Here is a 26,108-nt window from a genome sequence, read left to right as displayed (position 1 = left end):
CTCCTTTGCTTGGTTCCGGGCTCACGGGGATTTCCGCCAACGCCCGCGATTGTGAATTGATGCGGGGCGGTGGGTCTATATCCTCAGGGCGCGTCTATCCCCGGTCACGAAAGAAATTGCAAGATCATGTCGCGCGTCCTCGCCTGTTCCCTCGCAGCCCTGCTGTTGTTCGCCACGCAGGTCGCGGCGGCGGGCGAGGGGCTGGCCCGCGCGATGGATGCGGTGCGGACCGGCAACTGGGCCGAGGCGCGGCTGGCGGCCCGGACGGATGGACCGGTGGCGACCGACGTAGTCCTGTGGCATCTGCTGCGCGCAGGCCAGGGCGACGCGGACGAGGTCATGGCCTTTGTCTCGCGCAATCCCGACTGGCCGGGGATGCCCTACCTGCGGGAAAAGTCAGAGGCCGCGATGTCCGCGGCCCCGCCCGAGACGATCCGCGAATACTTTGCCGATAGCCTGCCGCAGACCGGGACTGGCGCGCTGGCGCTGGCCGATGCGCTGGCCAGGGCGGGCGAAACCGGTGCGGCGCAGGCGACGATGGTGCTGGCCTGGCGCACGCTGGCGTTGACCTCTGACGAGCAACGCGCCTTTCGCGAACGCTGGGGCGAGGTGCTGCGCCCGCATCATGTCGCCCGGCTGGACATGGCGCTGTGGAACGGCTGGCGGTCGAATGCGACCTCCATGCTGCCGCTGGTCGACGACGGCTGGCGCGCGCTGGCCGAGGCACGGATGGCGCTGCGCGGAGAAGAGGCCGGGGTCGACACCCTGATCGAAAGGATTCCCGCCGCGCTGGCCGACCATCCCGGCCTGGCCTATGAGCGCTTTCGCTGGCGGGTGTCCAAGCGGCGCGACGCCGACGCCATCGTGCTGCTGCTGGAACGCTCAACCGGTGCCGCCGCCCTGGGAGAGCCCTGGGCCTGGGCCCGCGCCCGCCGCAACCTTGCGCGCGACCGGATGCGCGACGGCGAGGTGATCGAGGCCTATCGCATCGCCTCGACCCATTATCTGGTCGAGGGCGAGGATTTCGCCGACCTGGAATGGCTGTCGGGCTATCTCGCCTTGCGGTTCCTCGACCGGCCCGACTTGGCGCTGGCGCATTTCGAAGCGTTCCGCGACTCGGTCTTCACGCCGATCTCGCTGGGCCGCGCCGGATACTGGATCGGCCGGGCGCAAGAGGCGCTGGGCCAGGAAGCGGCGGCGAAAGAGGGCTATGCCCTGGGTGCGCGCTACCAGACGACCTTCTACGGGTTGCTCGCGGCGGAGCGGGGCGGCTTTTCTCCCGATCCGACCCTTTCGGGGACCGAAAGCTTCCCCGACTGGCAGGATGCATCCTTTACGAAATCCAGCGTCTTTGCCGCCGGGCGCCTGTTGCTGGCGGCGGGCGAGAACATGCTGGCGGAACGCTTCTTCACCCACCTGGCCGAGTCGTTGGACCGGACGCAGATCGGCCAGCTGGGCATGATGCTGGCCGACCTTGAGCGGCCGCATATCCAGGTCATGCTGGGCAAACGCGCGGCGCAGGACGGGTATGAACTGCCCGGGCCCTACTTCGCGTTGCACCCGGTCATCGCCGCGACAGAGTATCCCGTGCCGCGCGAGCTGGTCCTGTCCATCGCACGGCGCGAATCGGAGTTCGATCCGAAGGTCATCAGCCATGCTGGCGCGCGCGGCTTCATGCAGCTGATGCCCGGCACGGCAAAAGACGTGTCGGGCTGGCTGGGGTTGCCCTACGATTCCGAGCGGTTGCTGAGCGACCCGGAATACAACTCGATCCTCGGCGCGGCTTACCTGGCCGACCTGGCGGATCGGTTCGGCGGCAACGCGGTGATGATGGCGGCGGGCTACAACGCCGGGCCGTCGCGCCCGGCGCAATGGATAGACCGCTTCGGCGATCCGCGCGGGGGGCGTGTCGACGTGGTGGACTGGATCGAGTTCATCCCCTTCGACGAGACCCGCAACTACGTGATGCGCGTGACCGAGTCGCTGCCGGTCTACCGCGCGCGCCTGGGCCTCGACCCGCATCCGGTGCCATTCTCGCGCGAGCTGGTTGGATCGACGCTGAAACGGCGGCCCGTCGAAGGTGAATGACGGCATGAAAAAGGGCGCCCCGCGGGGCGCCCCCTGGTCGTGTCAGGCGGGCTCATTCGCCGGGCATGGACCCCTTGCCCTGGCCTGACAGGCTGCCGCTGATTTCCTCGGTCGCTTCGGCGGCCAGTTCCTCGGGCAGGATCAGGTTCAGCACGATGGCGATGGCCGCGGCGGGCAGGATGCCGCTGGTGGCCAGGACCTTCAGCGTCTGGGGCAGGTGTTGCAGGGCCTCGGGCTCCAGTTGCAGGCCAAGGCCGAGGCTGAGCGCGATGGCGAAGATCACCATGTTGCGGCGGTTCCACGTGACGTCCGACAGCATCGAGATGCCTGCGGCGACGACCATGCCGAACATGACGATCACGCCGCCGCCCAGCACCTCGATCGGGACGGTCGAGATGATCGCGCCGACCTTGGGCATCAGCCCGCAAAGGATCAGGAACAGCCCGCCGATGGTGACGACATGGCGGCTCATGACGCCGGTCATCGCGATCAGGCCGACGTTCTGGCTGAACGAGGTGTTGGGCAATGCGCCGAACAGGCCAGAGACCGCGGTGCCCAGACCGTCGGCGAATGTCGCGCCCTGGATCTCCTTGTCGGTTGCCTCGCGGCCCGCGCCACCCTTGCAGATGCCCGACACGTCGCCCACGGTTTCCACCGCCGAAACGATGCCCATCAGGCAGAAGCCCACGATGGCCGCGACCGAGAATTCCAGCCCGAAATGCAGTGGATCGGGCAGCGCGAAGGGTGCGGCGCGGCCGACGCTGGCAAAGCTGACCTGCCCCATCATCAGCGCCACGCCATAGCCGGCCAGCAGGCCGATCAGCACCGCCGAGACCGAGATCATGCCACGGGCGAAGAATTTCAGCGCCAGCGTTACCAGGATCACCGTGCCCGCCATCGTCCAGTTCATCAGGCTGCCGTAATCCGGCGTGCCGATGGCCGGAACGCCGCCCGCCGCATACTGGACGCCGACCTTGACCAGCGCGAGGCCGATCATCGTGACGACAAGGCCCGTGACCAGCGGCGGCAGGGCAAAGCGCAGTCGCCCGATGAACAGGCCGAGCGTCGCGTGGAACAGGCCGCCCACCAGGATACCGCCCATCAGCACGGCGATGGCGTCCACCCCCTTGCCCGCCACCAGCGGGATCATGATCGGGATGAAGGCAAAGCTTGTTCCCTGCACGATCGGCAGACGCGCGCCCACCGGACCGACTCCGATGGTCTGGAACAGCGTGGCGATGCCGGCGAAGAACATCGACATCTGGATCATGTAGATCATCTGCGGAAAGTCGGGCGAGTTCGAGCCAAAGCCGAACCCCGCCGCGCCGCAGACGATGATTGCTGGCGTCACGTTCGAGACGAACATCGCCAGAACGTGCTGGATGCCCAGCGGCACCGCCTTTGCCAGCGGTGGCGTGTAATTCGGGTCGGCCAGCTGTGCGGGCGTGCCGAGGCCGGTGGAATGGGCCATGTCTCTCTCCCTTGGGTCAGGTGCCGCGCCCCTCTCCTCCCCGGGGCGCGGCGGCGGGGATCACTCCCCGATGATCAGGATGGGCAAATCGAGCCAGTGCTCCTGAAGGTTTGCGGTTTCGCCGATCCGGTCAACAACGGCGAAAAGGCCGGGCGCATGCAGCGGCGTGAGAACGCCGTGCCATGTGCCGCGATGCAGGTTGATCGCCTGCCCCGGCGCAGCGATGAAGGCGTGGATCGGACCGGGGATGTCGCCGGGCTCGGCCACGATCACCAGCCACGGGTTGCGATGCATCGGGATAAAGGCCTGGCTGCCCTCGGGATGCCGTTCGACCATGTCGAGCGTGTAGGGCAGGGCGCGCGGCTGTGCATCGAACAGGCTGATGCCCGCGCGACCGCCGGGCCCGAAATCGAGCTTGGCCCGGTCGTGATACCGGCCGCAAAGGCCCTGGTTGATGAGCCGATCCGGCTGTCCGGTGATCTCGAGCAACTCGCCGAAGGGGGTGAAGGCCGCGGCGCTCAGTGGCTGTGCCATGAGCGTGGTCATGGGCGGGCTCCCTCGCAGGGGGGCTCTGCCCCCCGCGCCTGCGGCGCCCCCCCCGGAGTTTTTCGGGCAAGGTGAAGCAGAGGACCGGTCACAAGCTCAGCCCCACATGGCGGTTCACGTCCTTGTAAAGGAGGTAGCGGAAGGGCTCGTCCCCGGTGGCGATGCAGGCCTGCGGGCAGAAGGCGCGCAGCCACATGAAGTCGCCCGGGCCGACCTCGACCCAGTCTTTGTTGAGCAGGTAGCGCGCGGTGCCCTGCAGCACGTAAAGGCCGTGTTCCATCACGTGCGTTTCCGCGAACGGGATTTGCCCGCCGGGCAGGAAGGTCACGATATTGACGTGGCAGTCATGGCGCAGGTCAGCGGGATCGACGAAGCGGGTCGTGCCCCACTTGTCGGTGCCGGGCATCCAGCGGACCGGCTGCGCCTTTTCCGTGGTGACGAAGGCGTCTGGCCTGTCGATCCCGGCGGCGGGCTGCCAGCGCTTGCGGATCCAGTGGAATTTCAGCGGCGCGTGACCGGGGTTCAGCACCTGCCACGTGGTCCCGGCGGGAATATAGGCATAGCCGCCCGCAGTCAGCGTGTGGCTGAGCCCGTCGATGATGAGATCCATCTCGCCTTCGGTGACGAAGAGGACGGCCTGCGCCTGATCGTCGGGTTCGGGCGCGTCCGATCCGCCATGCGGTTCGACCTCGACCGCGTATTGCGCAAAGGTCTCGGCAAAGCCGGTCAGCGGGCGGGCGATGACCCAGAACCGCGTGTCGCGCCAGCCGGGCAGGTAGGAGGTCACGATGTCCCGCATGGTCCTGGCGGGCAGCACGGCATAGGCCGTGGTGAAGACGGCCGTGCCCTCGGGGTTCTCGTCGGGGGCGGGCATGCCGCCGGGCGGGAAGGCGTAGGTGGCGCCGATGCGCTCGATCAGGTCTTTCACAGCATGTCCTCCAGTCTCAGGCGGGCGATCCGCTCTACCTGTTTGCAGGCAGTGGCGAATTCGGTGTCAGTGTCGTTTGCGATGCGGTTCTCGAAGGCGCCCAGGATGCCGGCCTTGTCGTGGTCGCGGACCGCGATGATGAAGGGGAAGCCGTGCCGCGCAACGTAGGCGTCGTTGAGTTCGGTAAAGCGGGCGCGTTCGGCATCGGTCAGCGCATCGAGGCCCGCGCTGGCCTGTTCGGCGCTGCTGTCCGCCGTCAGGCGCTTGGCGGCGGCGAGTTTGCCGGCAAGGTCCGGGTGGGCCTTGAGCACGGCGAGGCGTTCGTCGCGGCTGGCGCTGCGGAACATCCGCGCGAGAGCGTTGTGCAACCCGGCGGGGCGATCATGGGCAGGGCCGAGTTCCAGTGCCCAGGCGCGCTCGGCGATCCAGGGAGAATGCTCGAACACGCCGCCGAACCGGGTGACAAAGGTTTCGCGGTCCATCTCGGAGGGTCGCTCGCGCTGGACAGGCGGGTGGGTCGCGGCCCAGTGCTCGGCGATCTGAAGCCGCGTCGGAGTCCAGACGCCGTCATGCGCGGCGATGTGGTCGAGAAAGCGCTTCAGCCCGGCGATCTTGCCCGGGCGGCCGATCAGGCGACAATGCAGCCCGACGCTCATCATGGCGGGCTTGCCCGCCGCGCCCTCGGCGTAAAGCGTGTCGAAGGCATCACACAGGTATTGGCCGAAATCCTGCCCCGTCACCCAGCCCGGTGCACCGGCGAACCGCATGTCGTTGGCTTCGAGCGTGTATGGGATGATCAGTTGATCCCGCCCACTGATATGCCGCCAGTAGGGCAGGTCGTCATCGTAGGTGTCGGAGATATAGGCCATGACGCCGGTTTCCGCGACGAGGCGGACGGTGTTCATCGAACAGCGCCCGGTATACCAGCCGCGCGGCGGTTCTCCGGTGACCTCGGTGTGCAGGCGGATCGCCTCGAGGATCTGGGCGCGCTCCTCGTCCTCGGGCATGGCGCGGTGTTCGACCCATTTCAGGCCATGACTGGCGATTTCCCAGCCCGCCGTCTGCATCGCCTCGACCTGTTCGGGGTTGCGGGCCAGCGCGGTGGCGACGCCGTAGATCGTGACGGGGATCGCGGCGCCGGTGAACAGGCGGTGCAGCCGCCAGAACCCGGCCCGCGCGCCGTATTCATAGATCGATTCCATGTTCCAGTGCCGCTCGCCCGGCCAAGGCGCGGCGCCCGGAATGTCCGACAGGAACCCCTCGGACCCGCCATCGCCATGCAGCAGGCAGTTCTCGCCGCCTTCCTCGTAGTTGAGGACGAATTGCACGACGACCTTGGCGCCGCCGGGCCAGGCGGCGTCGGGGCGGTCGGGGCCGTGGCCGATCATGTCGCGGGGGTAGCGGTTCACGGGATGCTCCGGTTGCTGTTGATCCACAGGTATATCCTGAAAATCCCGATCCCATTTTCCGGAAATTTCTGAAAGACTTTCTGACAAGGATCGGCTCGGATACAGCGCGAATTGCGGTAGACTGCCGCAAAAGGGAGCGCATTCATGGCCGACGGATACCTGACCACCCATGTTCTGGACACCGCGCGGGGCTGCCCGGCCGAGGGCATCGCCATCGCGCTCTACAAGGTCAGCGGCAATTCGCACCGCAAGATCGCCGAGACCCTGACCAATGCCGACGGCCGCACCGACACGCCGATCCTGCCCAAGGACAAGTTCGCGCCCGGAACCTATGAACTGGTGTTCTTCTGCGGCGACTACCTGCGCGCGGCGGGGCTTGCGGGGGCCGACCCGCTATTCCTCGACCAGGTGCCGATCCGCTTCGGCATGGCCGACCCGGAGGCACATTACCATGTGCCGCTGCTGCTGTCGCCCTACGGCTATTCGACCTATCGCGGCAGTTGACGACGGGGTGAAACCCGGCCCCAAGCGTGGCGGCGGGATATGGACAGTGGCACGCGCAGGGCCTATCTCTGCCGTCCATGGCCAAGAAACCCAAGACCGACCCGAACTACAAGGTGATCTCGGAGAACCGCCGGGCGCGGTTCGATTATGCCATCGAGAGCGATCTCGAATGCGGGATCATCCTCATGGGGTCCGAGGTCAAGGCGCTGCGCGAGGGTGGTGCCAACATCGCCGAAAGCTATGCCGAGGTGAAGGATGGCGAGTTGTGGCTGGTGAACAGCTATATCTCGCCCTATGACCGTGCGATGTTCAGCCACGAGGAACGCCGCCGGCGCAAGTTGCTGGCATCCAAGAAGGAACTCGCGCGGCTCTGGAACGAGACGCAGCGCAAAGGCATGACGCTGGTTCCGCTGGTGCTGTATTTCAACCACAAGGGTATCGCCAAGCTGAAGATCGGCGTGGCCAAGGGCAAGAAGACCGTCGACAAGCGCCAGACCGAGGCAAAGCGCGATTGGGACCGCCAGAAGGAACGCCTGCTTAAGCAGAGCTGACGGTCAGTCGGTTTCGTCCAGCGACAGGCGGATCGGGCCCCGTGCGGTCAACGGGTCGACCGGAGCACCCTTTTGCGTGGCGCGCAGCGGCAGGGTTGCGGCGACTCGCCGGATCTCGGGCATCAAGGGGCGCCAGTCGGTTGCAAGCCGTCGTGCCGCTTCGGACGGGCAGAAACTCCTTGCCGATCCGCGTTCTGCGGCCAGCGCCATGAGGCAGGCGGCGATGGTTGTGTCGTCGGGTGTCGGCATCGGGTGGCTCACGGCGACAGACTGCGCTGTCTGGCGAATTGGCCTGCCTTCGGCGCGACGGCACGTAGGGCGGGGTTACACCCCGCCCATGCCATGTGTCAGGACAGCGCCGAGTCGCAGCGCTTGCAGGTGCCGGGATGCGCATGCGTGCCCACGTCGGGCAGGATCTTCCAGCAGCGCTGGCACTTCTCGCCCTCTGCTTTCTCGAACACTACGCCGACGCCCTCGACCTCGGGCAGGCGGAACGCCTCGTTCGGCATGGGTTTATTCGTTACTGTGAGATCCGAAGTAATGCAGATGTCAGCAAAATCGACATCAGATTGCAGACTAAAGTCGTGGCTACGCAGCGCTTCAAACAGCGCTTTGTCTTCTATGTAAACCACCGGCGCGGCCTCGAGGCTGGCGCCGATGACCTTGTCCACGCGCTGTACTTCGAGCGCGGCGGTCACCACCCGGCGGGCGCGGCGGACCATCGCCCACTTGGCCGCCAGCGGTTCGTCCAGCCAGTCTTTCGGCGTCTCGGGGATGTCGACGAGATGCACCGACGAGTCGTCGCCCGGGAACCGTTCCAGCCAGACCTCTTCCATCGTGAAGACGAGGATGGGGGCGAGCCAGGTGGTCAGCCGGTGGAACAGGATGTCGAGAACGGTGCGCGCGGAGCGGCGGCGCAACGTGTCGCCGTCGCAGTAAAGCGCGTCCTTGCGAATGTCGAAGTAGAAGGCCGACAGGTCCACCGTGCAGAAGTTGAACAGCTGCTGGAACACGCCCTGGAAGTTGTATTCGGCATAGCCCTTGCGCACGACGGTATCGAGCTCGGCCAGCCGGTGCAGCACCCAGCGTTCCAGCTCCGGCATGTCGGCGGGCTCGACCCGCTCGGCATCCGAATAGGGCGCCAGAGCCCCCAGCATGTAGCGCATCGTGTTGCGCAGCCGGCGATAGCTGTCGGCGACGCCCTTCAGGATCTCGGGCCCGATCCGCAGGTCGGCGGTATAATCCGACTGCGCCACCCAGAGCCGCAGGATATCGGCGCCGTATTGCTTGACGACCTCCTCGGGCGCCACGGTGTTGCCGAGCGACTTGGACATCTTGTTGCCCTTCTCGTCCAGCGTGAAGCCGTGGGTCAGCACGCCACGATAAGGCGCGCGGCCGATCGTGCCGCAGGCCTGCAGCATGGACGAGTGGAACCAGCCCCGGTGCTGATCGGTGCCTTCGAGGTAGAGGTCAGCGATGCCGTCGGCCGAGCCGTCCTCGCGGTCGCGGAGAACGAAGGCGTGCGTCGAGCCGGAGTCGAACCACACGTCGAGGATGTCGAAGACCTGGTCCCACTCGGCGGGGTCGTAATCGTTGCCGAGGAAGCGTTCCTTGGCGCCGGGTTTATACCAGGCGTCCGCGCCTTCGGCCTCGAAGGCAGCGTTGATGCGCTCGTTGACCTTGGGATCGCGCAGCAGGAAATCCGGGTCGGTCGGCAGCGCGCCCTTCTTGGTGAAGCAGGTCAGCGGCACGCCCCAGGCCCGCTGGCGCGACAGAACCCAGTCGGGCCGCGCCTCGATCATCGAATAAAGCCGGTTGCGCCCGGTCTGCGGCGTCCATTTCACCAGCTGGTCGATGGAGGTCAGCGCGCGGCTGCGGATCGTCTGGCCATAGGTGTCCTGCCCGTCGCCCACGGCGCGGTCGATGGCGGCGAACCATTGCGGCGTGTTGCGATAGATCACCGGGGCCTTGGAGCGCCACGAATGCGGGTAGGAATGCGTCATCCGCCCGCGTGCCAGCAACCCGCCCACCTCGACGAGCTTGTCGATGACGGCGGTGTTGGCCTTGCCTTCCTTGCCCTTGTGATCCAGCACCTTGAGTCCGGCGAAGAAGGGCACATGCGGCAGGAATTCCGATTCCTCGCCCACGTTGTGCGTCATGCGGTCCATCCAGCCGCGCTTGACGAAGGCGTCATAGTCCTCCTGCCCGTGGCTGGGCGCGGTGTGGACAAAGCCGGTGCCGGCGTCGTCGGTGACATGGTCGCCGTCGATCATCGGCACGTCGTAGTCCCAGAAGCCATCCGCGCCGTCGAGACCACGGAAGGGATGCGCCAGCGTCAGCGTGCCCAGTTCTTCGGCAGAGACGTCGCGCAGGCGGCGATACATGCCGTCCTCCAGCCGCGCCTTGGACAGCACGTCGCCTGCCAGCTTGTCGGCCAGCACGTAACGGTCGCCGATCCGCGCCCAGCATTCCTCGGGGCGGCCCGTGACCTCGTAGAGGCCGTAGGATATCTCGGGGTTGTAGGCGACCGCCTTGTTCGAAGGGATCGTCCACGGAGTCGTCGTCCAGATCACGACCTTGCAGCCTTCAAGATCCTTTGCCCGCACTTGGTCGGAGTGCTGCATCTGGATCGCGCGCTCATACGCCATTTCGCCCGGATCATATCCGGGAACATCAGCGAAGCGGTCGGGCAGCTTTATCTCAACCACGCTGAACGGCACCCAGATCGTATGGCTCTTGTGGTCGTGATACTCGATCTCGGCCTCGGCCAGCGCGGTCTTTTCCACCGGCGACCACATCACCGGCTTCGAGCCCTGATACAGCACACCTGTCATCAGGAACTTCTGGAACTCCTCCGCGATGATCCGCTCGGCGCGGAAATCCATCGTGAGATAGGGCTTGTCCCACGTCCCGGTGATGCCGAGGCGCTTGAACTCCTCGCGCTGGACGTCGATCCAGCCCTCGGCGAACTTGCGGCATTCCTGCCGGAAGTCGACCACGTCGACCTCGTCCTTGTTCTGGCCCTTGGCGCGATACTGTTCCTCGATCTTCCACTCGATCGGCAGGCCGTGGCAGTCCCAGCCGGGGATGTAGCGGGCATCGTGTCCCATCATCTGCTGGGAGCGCACCACCATGTCCTTGAGGATCTTGTTCAGCGCGTGGCCGATATGCAAGTGACCGTTGGCATAGGGAGGGCCGTCATGCAGCGTGAAGGCCGGGCGGGGGCTGGCCGTCGCCTTGTCGCGCAGGCGGTCGTAGATGCCGATCTTCTCCCAACGGTCCAGCCAGCCGGGTTCGCGGTTGGGCAGGCCCGCGCGCATCGGAAAATCCGTCTGCGGCAGGTTCAGAGTGTCTTTGTATTCGGGCGTGTCGGCGCACATCTCGGGCGTCCTCGGGTCATGTCGTGATGATGTCTGGATGAGAAGGCGGCGCGGTAGTCCATACGCCTTGTCCCGGCGACCCTGTTCAGAGCGCCGGGCATGTAATTCGAATGATGATCGAGTGCCGGTTCATCATGGCCGCCTTATAGGCACGGCCCGCACGGGCGTCCAGAGGCCGCGGGCGCGCTCAGCCGTCGCTCTGGAACAGGCCGGCCAGCGCCCGGCGCACGATGGCGCGGGCGGTCGGTCGTTTCTCGGCGATGAAGGGCAGCGGGCGGCAGACCTCCATCGCGGCGACGCCAACGCGGGCGGTCAGCGCGCCGTTCACCAGCCCCTCGCCGAAACGGCGCGATAGCTTGCCCAGCAGGCCGCCGCCCAGCACCGGTTCCAGCATGTCGTCGCCCACCGCGACCGCGCCCGTGGCGACCAGGTGGGACATGACGGCGCGGGTCAGCCGCCAGGCGCCCAGTGTGCCCGAGCGGCCACCGTAGATTTCCGCGATGCGGCGGATCATCCGTAGGTTGGCGGTCAGCGCGCCGACCACGTCGGCCAGCGCCAGCGGCACCAGCGCGGTGATCGTGGCGACCTGCCGCGCCGCCGCCTCGACCTCGCGGCTCGCCGCCTGGTCCAGCGGCGCCAGCAGCGACCGTTCGGCAAGGTCCAGCGCCGCGCCTGCGTCGAAGACGTCGCCTTGGCGGTCCTTCAGGGTCTGGCGGCCCCAGCGCGTGTCCTCGCGGCCCGAATACATCCGAGTCAGCCCGTCCACGACCTTGCGGGCGGCCATCAGGTCCTCGGCGGCGCGGGCTTCGGCGGCGGCGTGGTGCAGCGCGTCGATGCGCGAGAGGCGGGCAAAGGCGGCAAGCTCCTTGACCGCGATGGCCAGCGCCACGACGACAAAGGCCACGATCAGCGCCGTCACCGCCCAGCCCAGCAGCGGGTTGGCGGCAATCAGCGCGGTCGCGTAGTTCCATGCCGCCAGCGAGACGATCGTCCCCAGCAGCGCCAGCAGCAATTGCCAGAACCAGCGCGCGAGCCGTGACGGTCGCCGTGCCGCAAGCGCCGCAGCCGTCGCCATCGCCTGGCCGCGCGGGGTTTCCGCCTCGGCCAGGTCGGGCACCGGGGGCGCCTCGGCGGGCGAGGGGGCATCGCCCTCCAGTTCGATCAGAACGGGGCCGTCACGATCCTTGTCAGCCATGCGCCGCCTCCTTCGCCTTTGCGCCCGCGCGCGTCCAGTACAGCTGCACATCCGGCAGCCGCTCGTCATTGCCGCGCCCATCGCCACGCGCAATCTCGACGAACCCCTCGCGGGCGTAGAAGCGCCGCGCGCCGAGGTTCGCCTGGAAGGTCCAGAGCGTCAGGTCCATCGCCTCGTCCTTGGCCGCCGCCAGCAGCGCCGCGCCCACGCCGCGCCCCTGCGCGTCATCCGACACGAACAGCGCGTGCACGAAACCGCCCTCGCGGGCGAGGAACCCCACCACCGCGTCGTCAATCTCGGCCACCGTCACCCAGCCGCGCTCGATCATCTGGCCAGCATGGGCGATGTCCTGCGCCGCCGTATGCAGGCGCGGCTTCCAGTCGCGCGCCGCGACAGCATCGCCGATCATCGCGCCCAGCTTGCCCGCGTCGGTGCTGCGGGCGGGTCGCAGGCGGAGGCTCACAGCCGATCTCCGAACAGGAACTGCGCGGCCCGGTCCAGCCGGATGTGCGGCGGGCCTTCGCCGGGTTTCAGCGTCAGACGGGCGGGGGCAAAGCGCATGATCCTGTAATCCTGGTCCAGCCATGTCTCGGCGCCGTCTCGCGCCGGTCCCAGCAGATGCGCCGGATCCTCGGGCAGGGCGCCGGGATAGAAGGCCGCTTGCCGCCCACGCGTGCCATCGTCCTGCAAGAGCGTGCCGCTGACGCAATCGAGGCTTCGCCCACCATGATCGATCGTCTGTTCGGTCGTGGCGCGCAAGCTGGCGATGGCCATCGCCGCCGTCTCGGCCCCGGCAAAGCGGGCGCGTTCCCGCGCCTCGCGGGTCAGCGCCTCCATGATGGCGGTCAAGCGGGGGTGCTGGCTGTGATGCAGGTGGTCGGCCTTGGTCGCGGCGAACAGGATCTTTTCCACCCGCTTGCCAAGGAACAGCTGCGTCAGGAACGCGTTCCCGCCGGGTCTGAAGGCGGTCAGGATATCGGCCAGCGTGCGGCGCATGTCCTCGACCGCGCGCGGCCCGGCATGGATCGCCCCCAGCGCATCCACCAGCACCACCTGCCGGTCGATCCGGGCAAAGTGATCGCGGAAGAACGGTTTGACCACCTGCGCCTTGTAGGCCTCGAACCGTCGGTCCATCTCGCGCCAGAGCGACCGGCGCGGCGCGTCCTTGGACGGCGGCAGCGGCGCAAAGGTCAGCACCGGGCTGCCCGCCAGTTCGCCGGGCAGCAGGAAGCGCCCCGGCGAGCAATCGGAAAACCCCGCCGCGCGGGCGGCGTTCAACGCCTGCGTATAGGCCTCGGCCAGGGCGCGGGCGCGGCCCTCGTCCAGCGGGGCGTTCGCATCCTCGGCGCGTGCGCGGGCGATGAACTCGGGACCCTGAGGGCGCAACTCCATCCGGGTCAGCATGTCGGCGGACCACTGGGCATAGGTCTTGTCCAGCAGACCCAGATCCAGCAGCCATTCGCCGGGATAATCGATGATATCGAGGTGAATCACCCGCGGCCCCTGCAACCCGGACAACAGCCCCGAGGGGCGCACCTTCAGAGACAGGCGCAGTTCCGACACGGCGCGTGTGCTGTCGGGCCAACGCGGCTCGCGCGAGGTCAGGGCACCCAGGTGCGTCTCGTAGTCGAAACGCGGGATCGTGTCGTCGGGTTGCGGTTGCAGAAAGGCCGACAGGATTCGCCCCTCGGACTGCGCCAGCAGCTGCGGCATCCGCCCCCGGTCGAGCAGATTCGCGACCAAAGCAGAAATGAAAACCGTCTTGCCCGAGCGCGACAGGCCCGTGACGCCCAGCCGCACCGTCGGCTCGAAGAACGTCTCGGACACCGTCCCGGTGACCGTCTCGACGCCCCGCGCCAGCGTGTCGGCAATCGTCTGAAAGACCAAAACCCGTCCCCTCGTTTCCTTGCAGGGCAAGATAGGCACCGGGATGGCAAAGCGAAAGGGCGCGAAAGCCGCGGCTCTGGACGGCCCCTGCGTCACCGGCTACATCCGCGTCCATGCCCCGCTATGCCCTTCTTGTCGAATACGATGGCCAGCCCTTCGCCGGTTGGCAGCGCCAGGCCGACCGGCCATCGGTGCAGGGCGCCATCGAGGCGGCGCTGGCGAGGCTCGAGCCGCGCGAACACACCATCGCCGCTGCCGGGCGCACCGATGCGGGCGTCCATGCGCGCGGGCAGGTTGCGCAATGCGACATGAACAAGGCGTGGGAGCCGTTCCGCCTGTCCGAGGCGCTGAACCACCACCTGAAACCGCACCCGGTGGCGATCCGCGCCTGCGCCCGGGTTTCCGACGACTGGCACGCGCGGTTCTCGGCAGTCGAACGGCGCTACCTGTTCCGTCTGCTGATGCGTCGTGCGCCTGCGACGCTGGAGGCGGGGCAGGTCTGGCGGGTGAACCATGCGCTGGATGTGGACCGCATGAGGGCAGCTGCTGCGCACCTGGTTGGCCTGCACGATTTCTCCACCTTCCGCTCGACTCTCTGCCAGGCGAAATCGCCGGTCAAGACGCTGGACGAGATCCGCATCGAGGCGGTCGAGATGCCGTCCGGACCAGAAGTCCACTTCCACCTTCGCGCCCGCAGCTTCCTGCACAACCAGGTGCGCTCGATCGTCGGCACGCTGGAACGGGTCGGTGCGGGATCCTGGGAACCGGAGGCCGTGCGCGACGCGCTCGCGGCGCGTGACCGTGCCGCCTGCGGGCCGGTCTGCCCGCCCGACGGGCTTTACTTGATAGGCGTGGGCTACCCCGAGGATCCGTTCGCGTAAGAAACCGCAAGGTCTCGCATCGCGATCCTCGCCCGCAGCCTTGTGGCCAGCAGCACCAGCCCCGCCAGCTTGCGTTGCAGGTACAGCACGTCCCACGGAGGGATGTGGCGGAAATTCTCCTGCATACCCAGTTGCATCCCCGCCTCGCGCATGGCTGACAGGAACCGTGTGTCGGCAAAGTCGATCCGGTCCTGCGAGAAGGTCTCCAGCGCCAACGCGATCATGCCGCGCAAGATGCGCATCTGGCCCTCGGGGGCGTCGCCCGGCACGATCCGCATCTCTTGCAAGCGGCCGAGAACAGCGTCTCCGTCACCCGCCAGCGCATGGCCCAGAAGAGCGCGCAAACCGTCGACGAAGACCTGCGGGAACTCCCGCGCCGCGCCGAAATCCAGCAGAACGACACGGCCAGAATCCGGTTGCCAGCGGTAATTGGCGAAATTCGGGTCGGTCTGCACCCGCCGCCAGTCGAAGACCTCGCGCAGCATCAATGCGAAAAGCCGTGTCGCCACCGCATCGCGCGTCGCTTGGTCGGCCTCGTCAATCGTCTCGATCCGCGCGCTTTCCACGAAATCCATGGCCAGGATATTCGCCGTGCAGAAGTCCCGCTGCACGCCGGGCAGGGTCAGGCCGGGATCGTCGATCAGCGCGCCGAACTGCGCCAGTTGGTTCGCTTCGCGGGCGTAATCCGCCTCCTCGTGCAACTGCCGCCGCGCCTCGTCCAGCAGGGGGCCAAGGGGCACGCCCTTTGGCAGCAGCCCCGAAACCCGCAGCAGTGACCCAAGATTGTCCACATCGGCGTCGATCGCCGCGCGCACACCGGGATATTGCACCTTCAGCGCCAGAACCCGCCCGTCCGGCGCCGCCGCCCGGTGCACCTGTCCGATCGATGCCGCCGCCACGGGGCGCGGATCGAACCGCCTGAAGCGCCGCAGGAAATCCCGGCCATACTCGGCCTGAAGCACCTGCTTCAACTGTGCCGGCGGCATCACATGCGCGTCATCGCGCAACCGTGCCAGAACGGAGGCCAGTTCGGGCGGAAGAACATCGCCCGCCTCCATCGACAGAAGCTGGCCCATCTTCATCGCCGCGCCGCGCATCTGCGCCAGCCCGTCGGCCAGCCGCCGCGCATTGCCCGGCGTCAGCAGCAGCGCGCGCGGATCAGGCCGCGTGCCGGACAGCAGCGCCTTCGCCCCGCCGCTGGCCATCGCGCCCAGGATTCCCGCGCCCACGCCGCCCATACGCGCCGCCCGCGCCCAGCGGCCCGAGGGCACCGCCACGCCATCGCCTGTCCAATCGTCGCTCATGCGCGACAGCTAGGGCAGGCATCCGGAACGGCGAGGGGCAACTTCATCTTGCCCGATAAACTCCGGGGGAGGCGCCGAAGGCGGCGGGGGCAGAGCCCCCTTACTCCGCCGCCTTCAGCTTGTCCTGCGTCCGGGTCTCGAAATCCGAGGCGTCGTGCCGTTCCCACAACTGCTCGCTGGGTTCGCCGCGCAGACGGTTTACCATCCGGCCCCGCTTGGCCTGCGGGCGGGCCCAGATCTCTTCGGCCCACCGGACCACGTTGGCATAGCTCTTGACGTCGAGGAACTCCGCCGCGTCATACTGCCAGCCCATGACCAGCCCGCCATACCAGGGCCAGATCGCCATGTCGGCAATGGTATAGTCCTCGCCGGTGATGAAGCGCCGGTCGGCCAGCGCCCGGTCCAGCACGTCCAGCTGTCGCTTTACCTCCATCGCGAAGCGGTTGATCGGATACTCCATCGGTTCCGGCGCATAGGCGTAGAAATGGCCGAAGCCGCCACCCAGGTAAGGCGCGCTGCCCATCTGCCAAATCAGCCAGGACAGCATTTCGGGCCGATCCTCGGGCTTGCCCAGGAAGGCGCCGAACTTTTCCGCGAGGTGCAGCAGGATCGCGCCGGACTCGAACACGCGCACGGGCTTGTCGCCCGAGCGGTCCAGCAGGGCGGGGATCTTGGAATTCGGGTTCAGCTGGACAAAGCCCGATCCGAACTGGTCGCCATCGCCGATGCGGATCAGCCAGGCGTCGTATTCGGCGTCAAAACCCGCCGCCAGCAGTTCCTCGAACATCAGCGTCACCTTGATGCCGTTCGGCGTGGCGAGGCTGTAAAGCTGGAAGGGATGCTTGCCCACCGGCAGAACCTTGTCATGGGTCGCCCCGGCGATGGGCCGGTTCGTAGAGGCGAACGTGCCGCCGTTTTCCTTGTCCCAGGTCCAGACTTTCGGGGGGGTATAGGCTTCGGTCATCGCGCACTCCTTTGTCTTGCGGAAATACCTAACCATTTCGCCGCCAATTGCCAGCGCGTGGAAACGCAGTGACCTGCGCACTGGCGCACGGTAGGAGAATCGCATGAACGAGTCCCTTCCCGTCGCCCTTGTGCTCGGCGCCATGGTCCGGCCGGACGGCACGCCCTCTGTCACGCTGCGCCGAAGGGCAGAGCACGCGGCCCGGCTGTTCCACGCGGGCCGGGTTGGCGCCGTTCTGGCCAGCGGCGGCGTGCGCCTGCCGGACCTGCCCAGCGAGGCGGCGGTGATCCGCGAGATCTGCCGGGCCGGGGGCGTGCCCGACGAGGTTCTGCACCTGGAGGAGGCCGCGCGCAGCACCGAGGAGAACATCCTTCTTTCCGCGCCGCTGATCCGCCACCTGGCGGCGGGGCGGGTGCTGATCGTCACCGACCTGTGGCACGGGCCGCGCGCGCGGCTGGTGGCGCGACGGCAGGGGCTGCACGCAGGCCTCGCCCCGGTGCCGCTGCGCGGGGCTAACCCGGGCTATGTTCTCCGCGCCACACTGCGCGAGAGCGTCGCCTATGCCGGTTACTGGATCGCGGGAAAGGGCCGCTAGGTCGCGCCGTTACAGGACCCCGATCTCGGCCAGCGCGCCGGCCAGGGCGGGTGGCAGCGCATCCTCGTTCTGGCGATGCGGGGGCAGGTCGGGCGGGGCATCCCCAATCGGCAGATAGCGCCAGCCCTGGAAGGGGCGTTTCGGCACGGTCGCAGTGCGGATCAGGCCCGGTTCCAGCACGATGGCGCAGCGGTCGATCCCGTCTTCTCCGGTCACGCGGTCGAGGCGTGCGATGCGCTGGCGGCACTGCACCAGCCCCTTGATGACCCAGTAGATCGAGCCGCCGTTCAGGATTTCGGCCTCGCGTTTCGGCCACATGCGGGTGATGTGGCGGGGCATCCCGTCGGCAAAGCGTTTCGCGTAGCCGATCTGCCAGTCGGTTAGATCCTCGACGCTTTCCGTGCCGACGCTGAGCTTGAGCAGATGGACCTGTGCGGTCATGGCATACCCCCCGGTTGCGAGCACGATATACCCCGGTCGCCGGGGCGTTCAAGCGTGGGGTCGGAAAAGCCCGCCGCACCTCCGGGTGTCGTGCCAGCATTTCAGGCGGCTCGTTCATCAGACCGGAGCGCCCCCATGCCCGTCCCCCGCACCCTGCGCGCAGTCATCGTGTCGCTGACGCCGGCCATCCCGGCCGCGGCCGAGATCGGCCCCGGCGATGTCGTGACCGGCCCCGTGGCCGAGGCGCTGTTCGACTGCCTGCTGGCGGGAACGAAGGACAGCCAACTATCCTGTTTCGAGGCGCCTGGCGTGCCGCAGGGCGCGCGCGATCTGGCGCGGGGTCTGGTTGCGGCACAGGGCGCGGCGGGGGTCCTGAGCGCTTTTCACGAGGTCGGGCGCATCGATCTGGCCGAGGTGATTTTTCCGACCTTTGCCAACACCAACGATCAGTTCGTTCTGGTTAACGGTCCCGATGGGCTGCTCATGGCCACCGATCTGAACTTTACCCGCGAACCGCCCGCCACCAGGGGCACAGGCGCGATACTTGCCCGGTTTCCGCAGGCTTTCGAGACGGGGCGGGTCTTTGTCCCGGCGGTGCGGGCCTTGCCCGGCGGCGGCCAACGGTTTGTCCTGACCGACATCGCCGCCGATGGCTGCCGCGCCTGCCAGCCGGTGGCGGTGTCGCAGCGCTATCCCGACTTTACCGAAGGTCGGCTGCTGGGGATTCGGGATCTCGGCTGGCAGCCCTGGACGGACGAACCGGTGGAGGTCGCGATCAACCGCATGCGGACGGGCGAGATCGCCGCCTTTCAGGGGGCGCTGAACGTGCAGGGATACGACGCGGGGCCGGTCGACGGCGTCGCCGGGCCGCAGACCCGCGCCGCACTGGCCGCCTTCAAGGCCGACCACTGCCTGCCCGCCAACGCGCAGATGACGCCTCGGCTGGTCGATGCGCTGGGCCTTGTCGGGCCGGGCTATCCCAGGCCGCCCTGCGAGTCGGGCCCGGCCACGGGCGTGACGCTGCCCTTTGCCGATGGCGTCTATGCCACCGATCCGCGCCTTTGCCCGCCGGTCGATCCGGCGGTCGCAATGGCCTTTGGCGACCGCGCCTATACCCGCGTTGCCGAGACCCGCGCAGGTAACTGGGTCTGGGGCGAAAGCGCCTGCATGATTCGCGCCGCCGTGCCGCTGGCGGGCGACCTGCGGCTGGAATTCGACTGCTTGTCCGAGGGCATCGAGGAACGCCGCGCCGTCATCCTTCAGGCGGTGGATGCGGCGGGGTTTTCCTACCTGGGCGAACGGTTCGCCGCCTGCCCGGCGCGGGTGGATTGAGGCGCTGCGGCCTTATCCACAGACTTCTCCCCAAGTAGCGCAGAATATGGTATGAAGAACACCCTCGTCTTCTATCTGTTGCGCTTTATGTGTAGGCTTCGCGTCTGCCAACCAGAGAGAATCGCCGCCCATGACCCGCTTTGCCGCCCCTATCGCCGAACAGATCTGGGACATGAAATACCGTCTGAAACAGGCCGACGGGACGCCGATCGACGGCACGGTCGAGGACACTTGGTGGCGAATCGCCCGCGCGCTGGCCTCGGTCGAGCCGGAGCCGGCGATTTGGGAGGCGAAATTCCACGCGGCGCTTGAGGATTTCAAGTACCTGCCCGCGGGCCGGATCACCGCCGGGGCCGGCACTGATCGCAGCGTGACGCTGTTCAACTGCTTTGTCATGGGCACGATCCCGGACACGATGGCGGGCATCTTCGACATGCTGAAAGAGGCCGCGCTGACCATGCAGCAGGGCGGCGGCATCGGCTATGACTTCAGCACCATCCGGCCCAAGGGCGCGGCGGTGCATGGCGTGGCAGCGGACGCCTCGGGCCCGCTGTCCTTCATGGACGTGTGGGACGCAATGTGCCGCACCATCATGTCGGCCGGATCGCGGCGGGGCGCGATGATGGCGACGATGCGCTGCGACCATCCGGATATCGAGGCCTTCATCGCCGCCAAGGCCGACAGCGCGCGGCTGCGCATGTTCAACCTGTCGGTGCTGGTGACAGACCCCTTCATGGATGCGGTCAAGAATGACGGCCCATGGGAGCTGGTCTTTGGCGACAAGGTCTACAAGACCGTCCAGGCGCGCGATCTGTGGAACCGCATCATGCGCGCTACCTATGACTACGCCGAGCCGGGCGTGATCTTCATCGACCGGATCAACGCGGCCAACAACCTGTCCTATGTCGAGACCATCGCCGCGACGAACCCCTGCGGCGAGCAGCCCCTGCCGCCCTATGGCGCCTGCCTGCTCGGCTCGATCAACCTCGCCCGTCTCGTGGATCGCCCGTTCGAGGACGAGGCCGACATCCCCGAGGACCTGCTGGACGACCTGGTGGCGACCGCCGTCCGGATGATGGACAACGTCGTGGACGCGTCGAAATTCCCGCTGCCCCAGCAACTGGAGGAAGCGAAGAACAAGCGCCGGATCGGGCTGGGCGTGACGGGGCTTGCCGATGCGCTGCTGATGATGGGCCTGCGCTATGGCTCGGAGGAGGCGGCGCGACAGACCTCGCGCTGGTTGCACCGCATCGCCCGCGCCGCATACTTGGCGTCGGTGCAATTGGCGAAGGAGAAGGGGGCCTTTCCGCTTTTCGACGCCGACAAGTATCTGGCCAGTGGCACGATGCGCGAGATGGACGAGGACGTGCGCGATGCCATCAGCACGCATGGCATCCGCAACGCGCTGCTGACCTCGATTGCGCCGACGGGGACGATCTCGCTCTATGCCGGGAACGTGTCGTCGGGGATCGAGCCGGTGTTCGCCTATTCCTACACCCGCAAGGTGCTGCAGAAGGACGGCACGCGGACCGAGGAAGAGGTCGTGGACTACGCCGTGCAGATGTATCGCGAGAAGTTCGGCGCGGATGCGGATTTGCCGGATCACTTCGTGAACGCCCAGACGCTGGCACCGCTGGATCACGTGCGGATGCAGGCGGCGGCGCAAAAATGGGTGGACTCGTCGATCTCCAAGACGATCAACTGTCCCGAGGACATTTCCTTCGAGGATTTCAAGGACGTGTATCTCGCCGCGTGGGACCAGGGCTGCAAGGGGTGCACGACCTATCGTCCGAACGATGTGACCGGGTCGGTTTTGAGCGTGGCAGAGGAGAAGCCAAAAGGGCTGCCGGAGTTGAACAGTGTTTCCGAACGCTTCAAGTGGGCGCGAGAAGCTGCGGGTTACTCAACTCAACGTTCTGCTGCCGAGGCCTTGGCAATCAGCCTCACCCGTCTCAACAATTGGGAAACAGGTGAACGCAACATCACGGCTCAGTCGGCCAAGGAAATCAGCGAAAAGCTGAAGGTTCCAGCGAGCTGGCTGCTTTTCGGAAATACCGAAGCCCCCATCGTCTTCGCCACCTCCGACGCCGAGCCGCAACGCCCGCATGGCGACGTGATCTACATGTCCGAGCCACTCGACCGCCCCGAGCACCTGGAGGGCAACACCTACAAGATCAAGTGGCCCGACAGCGAGCACGCGCTTTACATTACGATCAACGACATCGTGGTGGGCGGGCACCGGCGGCCCTTCGAGGTGTTCATCAACTCCAAGAACATGGAACATTTCGCCTGGACCGTGGCGCTGACGCGGATGATCTCGGCCGTGTTCCGGCGCGGCGGTGACGTGAGCTTCGTGGTCGAGGAACTGAAGGCCGTGTTCGACCCGCGCGGGGGCGCCTGGGTGCAGGGCAAATACATCCCCTCGATCCTCGCCGCCATCGGCGGGGTGATCGAACGGCACATGATCTCGATCGGCTTCCTCGAAGGTGAAGGCAAGGGACTGAAATCGGACCCGCAGGCGATAGTCGTAAATCTCGAGGGTTCGCGCGGCAAGGCCTGCCCCAGCTGCGGCCAATACGACATGCGCATGGTCGAAGGCTGCATGACCTGTGCCTCCTGCGGCTACAGCAAGTGCGGCTGACAGGCGCTGGTCAACGTTTTGTAGGGACAAGTGAAACATGTCCATTCCGCCGGGTTTCGTGTCCATTTTCCAAGCGATACGTGACCATTGGTTGAAATCGGCCTGAGAGGGCCGTTTTTCACCGGATTTCCTGGTCGTTCGCTCAAGCAGGTAGCCCCAGGGCCATGCTCGCCAAAGAAAATGCGGCTGGGCTTGCTGAAGAAAGTTTTGAGGGAGCTTCGCGCTGTGTTCTGGCGCGATCTGAGCCCTAAACGACAGAAGGCCGGCCACGGGTGATCCGCGACCGGCCTTTGTCATCTGCGGGGGGTGTCGGGTGTCAGAGGGCGCCGAGTTGCGCACGCCGACGTTCGAGAGCGATTTCAGCTTCGAGTGCGTGGCTGACGTAGCTGGCCTTGGTGATGAACCGGTCGAGGCAGCGTTCGACCTCCGACAGCGCGCGGCTTTCATCGGTGCCACCGAGCCACAGCAGATCGCCCTCGTCGCTCCGCGTGGGCATCGGCGCGCCGCCGCAGCTGTCGATGTCGCGGATCAGGCGCTGTTGCAGCGTGCAGGCATGGTCCAGAACGGCGGGATCGAAAATCCCGGCCTCCTGGGTTTCCTTCATGAGTTTGCCGAAGCCATGGCGCAGCGACACGGTCAGCATGCCGTGCGCCGTTCAGCAACTCCCGCAGGGCCGCACAGTCGAGTATGGCCTGCAGGGCGATATCTTCGATGGAAAAGGATAAGGGCATATCTGGCTCCTTGATTGTGCCGGGGGACGGCGGCTCTCATGACCGCAACAAGGACGGCGCCCAGAGGCGCCGGGGGCTTCAGACGAGCCAGATTTCCTGCTTCCGCGCCTCCTGAAGGCCGTCGAGCAGCATGCAGATGTCTTCGACAACCGGATCGCACGGGTCGATCGCCGCGAAACGCGCGGCCTCGATGCGGTCTTCATCATGCACATGGCGCAGCGAAAGCAGGTCTTCGAGCGCGTCGAGCTCGCGGTGATGGCGGCGGGTCAGCATCGGTGCGGTGGTCAGCTCGTCCACGAGCTTGCGCAGACGCTTTTGTGCCGCAGGGCCGCCCAGCAGCAGCGCCGCGTTGTCGAGCGCGGTGCAGTTCGCGACAAGGAACGTCGCGGCGGGCGCGACATGGAAGAGGTCTTTGGGCATCGGCAGTCTCCTTCGTTTGCCGTTGGGGTTGCTGCGCCGACAGCTTTCGGGTCGGCATTCAAGACCGCAGCGCAGTGCCCACCCCCGCGCCATCGCGTTGAAGAACGTCCGCAGCGCGTTGATTGCAACGGCGGTGCTGATGGCGGTGTCGCCGACGCTACTGGGGCTGTTCCATTCATGGGGCGCGCGCGGCACGGACGGTATGATGATCAGCGTCTTCCTCGTCTTTTTCCCGGCGTCAGTCTGCGTGACCTTGCCTTCCCCATTACTCGCCAAAATCGCGATCGAGGCACGGCCTGGTCGGGAAGGGTCTTCGCTGGGTTTCGTTCTGGCGGCCGGGTCGGTCGGCGCGATCTTTGGCGCAATCCTCGCCGGGTTCGTGACCTTGCCGCTGATCGGCTCGACGGCGACCTTCGCTGCCTGCGGGGCAGTGGCGCTGCTCTGCCTGCCCTTCGTGCGGGGCGGTGAGCCGGGAAATCCGGGCGTGACCGTAGCAGCGGGGGCCTTCGTCGCCTTCGCGGGCCTCGCGGGGGCGCCCGCCTGCCAATTCGAAAGCGGCCTATCCTGCCTGCATGTCGCCCAAAGAGGCGCCGAGGTACGCCTGATCTCGGACGGCACCATTCAGGCAGCAGAGCGGATCACGCCGGGAGAGGACAGGGCGGAACTGGCCCTGAGCTACACCGATTGGCTTTAGGCGCGCATGGATCAGGACCTTGGTCCCGACGCATCAGTGTTGTTCATCGGCGGTGGCGGCTATTCCCTGCCCACCAAGCTGCTCGTCTCGCGGCCTGAGGCACAGGCCGTGGCCGTCGAGATCGACCCGTTGGTAACGGAGGTCGTGCGCGAGCACATGCCGCGGGCGTCAGCGATGATTGCTGAAACCGGATATGAGGTAGGCCGGAAAGGCGGCGAAGGCCGACTTGGCATCGTCCACGCGGACGGGCGTGTCTACCTGAACGAGACGCAGCAACGCTTCGATGCCGCCGTGATGGATGCCTTCTCCTCCAGCTCAGTTCCCGCGCACCTCGCCACCATTGAAACCTTCGCCCGCTTGCAGCAGATCGTCGACGGTCCGGTCTACGTGAACCTTCTGGATACGCCCGATGGCCCCTTGGCGCGCGGAGTCCACGCGATCCTTCGGGATCTCTATTCCCATGTCGAGGTCGTGCAAGGCGAGGTCAACGCATTGGGTCGGACGAACATACTGCTCGCAGCAGCACATGATCCGTTTGCAGGCCTGAGCGCGTCTCCGGGCAACTACATCCCCACCCAAATCGCCGAAGCGCGCGCATTCACGGATGATCGAGGCTGGGTCGGGCATAGGTGAAGTGATCGAGCATGTTCTCCGAGCTTGCGGCCCGTTGCGACCCTTCGCCAAGATGGCCCTCGCTGTGGCGTAGCTTCTCCGGACCGGTCATCCATGGCACCATGCAGCATGCTCGGTCATGCCAGATCGCAAAGCCGGGTAGGCAGAGGTGAGTTAGTCGTCAGCACTTCCCACAAAGGCAATAGTCTCCTATGTTGCGGCATGGCATACTTGTACTTAGATGACAGCAAACATCATCAGTTTGGATTTTCGTTGGCTGCGTTCGTTATTTGCGATGATGATCCAACAGAGGAAATTGCCAAAATCCTTAATAGACACGGTTTTGACCCATCATCGTTTGAGTATAAGTCTTCGGCCAAGATGAAAGGCGACGATAGACTGCAAGCGCTGCGTAGCGCATTGAAGTTGTACATTGGTAGAAAATGCAAGATTGCCATTTGCGTGGTGGATGGCGACAAGAATTTGGGGCTTGCGGCTCTGAAACTTTTGAGCACCGCGCTTGACCATCCCGACCTCACCGAACAGCGACACCAGGTATTCTTCGACGAAGGATTATTTTCATCAAAGAAAGCCGCATATGAATTGGCTGGGAGTGATGTTGCGCTTGCGTGTTGTGAGTTTCACTTCGAACAGGACTCGCGACATCTTCTGGGCATACAGCTCGCTGACATTGTAGCGCATACTTGCAGCACGATGTTGCTCGAAAAACTTGGGCATGTCACCAAGAAGATCGTTTTCAACAACCCGATGGACAGCGTCTACCATGGGTTGGAAATCGAATTGGGGTTCGAGATGTGGGCTGGTATTCGCTACGCTTTTCTAAGCCAGAACAAGGCAAACCCCAAGGATGACTTCGACTTAGCAAACGTTGATGTCTATCCTTGGGGCTTGTTCGTTGACGAAAGTGTGGGCGAAACGATTTCTATCGCCGCGATGGAGCGCTTCGGCGAGAACTATCTTGGCTGCATTCACTAACGGCCCATAGCGGACTTAAAGCGCTTGGGAAAACGCGGCAGTGCAACTCCCCATAACCAGCCGTTCACTGACCGTGGACTGATGGCCAATATGCGCCCAGTCGCTATCTATCAAACCGCCCCTTTGATTCGCCGAGGCGGGGAGGCAGGAGGCGCAGCTTGTTTATGGTTTTTGGTTTTAGTCGCTTCTGTTGGAAGCCATCGAGCTCGTGTCGACCGAGCCCCGTGATACGATACCCAAGAGTCCCGAACCATTTGTTGGTGCCAGCCTCAATCAAACCCCAACCTTCGAGATCCGATAGCGTTCTGTCACCGATACCGGGCGATAGCTTATTGCGAAGGACAAATATTATCTCCCCATCACCGCCAGAGTCCTCATAGTCGCATTCGTCGCGTAGCTTTCGCAGAGCGTCGACGTGCCGCTTGGTAAGTTCATGGTTCATATCCAGGATCGCCCTCCCCTAAGATTAAACATCATAAAACCAAAAGTAATGGCGTGAATGGCTGTTGTGATGAAGGCTCGCTCTGAGGGGAAGGGA

At 65.8% G+C, this 26,108-nt stretch carries 22 protein-coding genes and 1 pseudogene; 9 read left to right on the top strand and 14 right to left on the bottom strand.

Translation table 11 applies throughout. From position 1 onward, the window contains the following. Positions 1-126: 126 nt before the first annotated feature. On the top strand, positions 127-2,088 hold the full coding sequence (locus tag KB874_RS19680; RefSeq protein WP_212538280.1) for a lytic transglycosylase domain-containing protein: 1,962 nt from the start codon (positions 127-129) through the stop codon (positions 2,086-2,088). 52 nt (positions 2,089-2,140) lie between these two features. On the opposite strand, the gene KB874_RS19675 is transcribed toward KB874_RS19680, so the two are convergent. From KB874_RS19675 to puuE, 4 genes are all read right to left on the bottom strand, one after another. Beyond that, positions 2,141-3,559, bottom strand: coding sequence for a uracil-xanthine permease family protein (locus tag KB874_RS19675; RefSeq protein WP_212538279.1), 1,419 nt, complete (start codon positions 3,557-3,559; stop codon positions 2,141-2,143). Positions 3,560-3,619: 60 nt separating this feature from the next. Continuing rightward, positions 3,620-4,105: an ureidoglycolate lyase gene (locus tag KB874_RS19670; protein WP_212538278.1), complete on the bottom strand. Its 486-nt coding sequence runs from the start codon at positions 4,103-4,105 to the stop codon at positions 3,620-3,622. 88 nt (positions 4,106-4,193) lie between these two features. Continuing rightward, positions 4,194-5,033, bottom strand: coding sequence for a bifunctional allantoicase/(S)-ureidoglycine aminohydrolase (locus tag KB874_RS19665; protein ID WP_346346577.1), 840 nt, complete (start codon positions 5,031-5,033; stop codon positions 4,194-4,196). Continuing rightward, positions 5,030-6,442 (bottom strand): allantoinase PuuE, encoded by a 1,413-nt coding sequence (gene puuE / locus KB874_RS19660; protein ID WP_212538277.1) that lies wholly within the window; start codon positions 6,440-6,442, stop codon positions 5,030-5,032. The genes KB874_RS19665 and puuE overlap by 4 nt, the downstream gene beginning before the upstream one ends. 144 nt (positions 6,443-6,586) lie before the next feature. Between puuE and uraH the strand changes: the two genes are divergently transcribed. Next, positions 6,587-6,946, top strand: a complete 360-nt coding sequence (gene uraH, locus KB874_RS19655) for a hydroxyisourate hydrolase (protein WP_212538276.1) — start codon at positions 6,587-6,589, stop codon at positions 6,944-6,946. A 77-nt stretch (positions 6,947-7,023) separates the two neighbouring features. Continuing rightward, the gene (smpB, locus tag KB874_RS19650) at positions 7,024-7,497 is read left to right on the top strand and encodes an SsrA-binding protein SmpB (protein WP_212538275.1); all 474 of its coding nucleotides are present in this window, start codon (positions 7,024-7,026) and stop codon (positions 7,495-7,497) included. Between the two features lie 3 nt (positions 7,498-7,500). Here the strand turns inward: smpB and KB874_RS19645 are convergent, their stop codons facing one another. The 5 genes from KB874_RS19645 to KB874_RS19625 all read right to left on the bottom strand — a co-directional run bounded on the left by KB874_RS19645 (position 7,501) and on the right by KB874_RS19625 (position 13,959). Continuing rightward, on the bottom strand, positions 7,501-7,746 hold the full coding sequence (locus KB874_RS19645) for a DUF3253 domain-containing protein (RefSeq protein WP_212538274.1): 246 nt from the start codon (positions 7,744-7,746) through the stop codon (positions 7,501-7,503). 98 nt (positions 7,747-7,844) lie between these two features. Then, a complete protein-coding gene (gene ileS / locus KB874_RS19640; protein ID WP_212538273.1) occupies positions 7,845-10,877 on the bottom strand; it encodes an isoleucine--tRNA ligase in 3,033 nt (1,010 codons plus the stop codon). Positions 10,878-11,064: 187 nt separating this feature from the next. After that, positions 11,065-12,072, bottom strand: a complete 1,008-nt coding sequence (locus tag KB874_RS19635) for a YcjF family protein (RefSeq protein WP_212538272.1) — start codon at positions 12,070-12,072, stop codon at positions 11,065-11,067. After that, entirely contained in the window at positions 12,065-12,535 is a 471-nt protein-coding gene (locus KB874_RS19630) for a GNAT family N-acetyltransferase (protein WP_212538271.1), read from the bottom strand. The genes KB874_RS19635 and KB874_RS19630 overlap by 8 nt, the downstream gene beginning before the upstream one ends. Beyond that, positions 12,532-13,959: a YcjX family GTP-binding protein gene (locus tag KB874_RS19625; protein ID WP_212538270.1), complete on the bottom strand. Its 1,428-nt coding sequence runs from the start codon at positions 13,957-13,959 to the stop codon at positions 12,532-12,534. The genes KB874_RS19630 and KB874_RS19625 overlap by 4 nt, the downstream gene beginning before the upstream one ends. Before the next feature lie 113 nt (positions 13,960-14,072). Between KB874_RS19625 and truA the strand changes: the two genes are divergently transcribed. Continuing rightward, on the top strand, positions 14,073-14,840 hold the full coding sequence (truA, locus tag KB874_RS19620) for a tRNA pseudouridine(38-40) synthase TruA (protein ID WP_212538269.1): 768 nt from the start codon (positions 14,073-14,075) through the stop codon (positions 14,838-14,840). On the opposite strand, the gene KB874_RS19615 is transcribed toward truA, so the two are convergent. After that, on the bottom strand, positions 14,816-16,144 hold the full coding sequence (locus KB874_RS19615; RefSeq protein ID WP_212538268.1) for an ABC1 kinase family protein: 1,329 nt from the start codon (positions 16,142-16,144) through the stop codon (positions 14,816-14,818). The two genes, truA and KB874_RS19615, sit on opposite strands and share 25 nt — an antisense overlap. Positions 16,145-16,244: 100 nt before the next feature. Beyond that, the gene (gene yghU / locus KB874_RS19610) at positions 16,245-17,108 is read right to left on the bottom strand and encodes a glutathione-dependent disulfide-bond oxidoreductase (RefSeq protein WP_212538267.1); all 864 of its coding nucleotides are present in this window, start codon (positions 17,106-17,108) and stop codon (positions 16,245-16,247) included. A gap of 103 nt (positions 17,109-17,211) precedes the next feature. Here yghU and KB874_RS19605 point away from each other — a divergent pair, with 103 nt between their 5' ends. Beyond that, complete coding sequence (locus tag KB874_RS19605) at positions 17,212-17,703, top strand: YdcF family protein (RefSeq protein ID WP_212538266.1); 492 nt, start codon at positions 17,212-17,214, stop codon at positions 17,701-17,703. Positions 17,704-17,712: 9 nt separating this feature from the next. Here the strand turns inward: KB874_RS19605 and KB874_RS19600 are convergent, their stop codons facing one another. Continuing rightward, positions 17,713-18,144, bottom strand: a complete 432-nt coding sequence (locus KB874_RS19600; RefSeq protein ID WP_212538265.1) for a DUF1489 family protein — start codon at positions 18,142-18,144, stop codon at positions 17,713-17,715. A gap of 135 nt (positions 18,145-18,279) precedes the next feature. Here KB874_RS19600 and KB874_RS19595 point away from each other — a divergent pair, with 135 nt between their 5' ends. Beyond that, positions 18,280-19,476: a peptidoglycan-binding domain-containing protein gene (locus tag KB874_RS19595; protein WP_212538264.1), complete on the top strand. Its 1,197-nt coding sequence runs from the start codon at positions 18,280-18,282 to the stop codon at positions 19,474-19,476. A gap of 130 nt (positions 19,477-19,606) precedes the next feature. Then, on the top strand, positions 19,607-22,117 hold the full coding sequence (locus KB874_RS19590; protein ID WP_212538263.1) for an adenosylcobalamin-dependent ribonucleoside-diphosphate reductase: 2,511 nt from the start codon (positions 19,607-19,609) through the stop codon (positions 22,115-22,117). Positions 22,118-22,433: 316 nt separating this feature from the next. Here KB874_RS19590 and KB874_RS19585 read toward each other — a convergent pair whose 3' ends face one another. After that, positions 22,434-22,760 carry a hypothetical protein gene (locus KB874_RS19585; RefSeq protein ID WP_212538262.1) on the bottom strand — a complete coding sequence of 109 codons (327 nt, stop codon included), beginning with the start codon at positions 22,758-22,760 and terminating at the stop codon, positions 22,434-22,436. Positions 22,761-22,926: 166 nt separating this feature from the next. Then, complete coding sequence (locus tag KB874_RS19580) at positions 22,927-23,268, bottom strand: hypothetical protein (RefSeq protein WP_212538261.1); 342 nt, start codon at positions 23,266-23,268, stop codon at positions 22,927-22,929. On the opposite strand from KB874_RS19580, the pseudogene KB874_RS19575 reads away from it, so the two are divergent. Together KB874_RS19575 and KB874_RS19570 are read left to right on the top strand one after the other, a co-directional pair. Beyond that, positions 23,210-24,595: pseudogene (locus tag KB874_RS19575) on the top strand (fused MFS/spermidine synthase). The gene KB874_RS19580 and the pseudogene KB874_RS19575 overlap by 59 nt on opposite strands. Positions 24,596-24,796: 201 nt before the next feature. Next, on the top strand, positions 24,797-25,570 hold the full coding sequence (locus KB874_RS19570) for a DUF3800 domain-containing protein (RefSeq protein ID WP_212538260.1): 774 nt from the start codon (positions 24,797-24,799) through the stop codon (positions 25,568-25,570). Positions 25,571-26,108: the final 538 nt, after the last annotated feature.

Origin of the sequence: Thetidibacter halocola (genome assembly GCF_018224955.1) — a bacterium.
Taxonomy (GTDB): Bacteria; Pseudomonadota; Alphaproteobacteria; order Rhodobacterales; family Rhodobacteraceae; genus Thetidibacter; species Thetidibacter halocola.
This window is presented reverse-complemented; position numbering and strand designations above follow the sequence as displayed.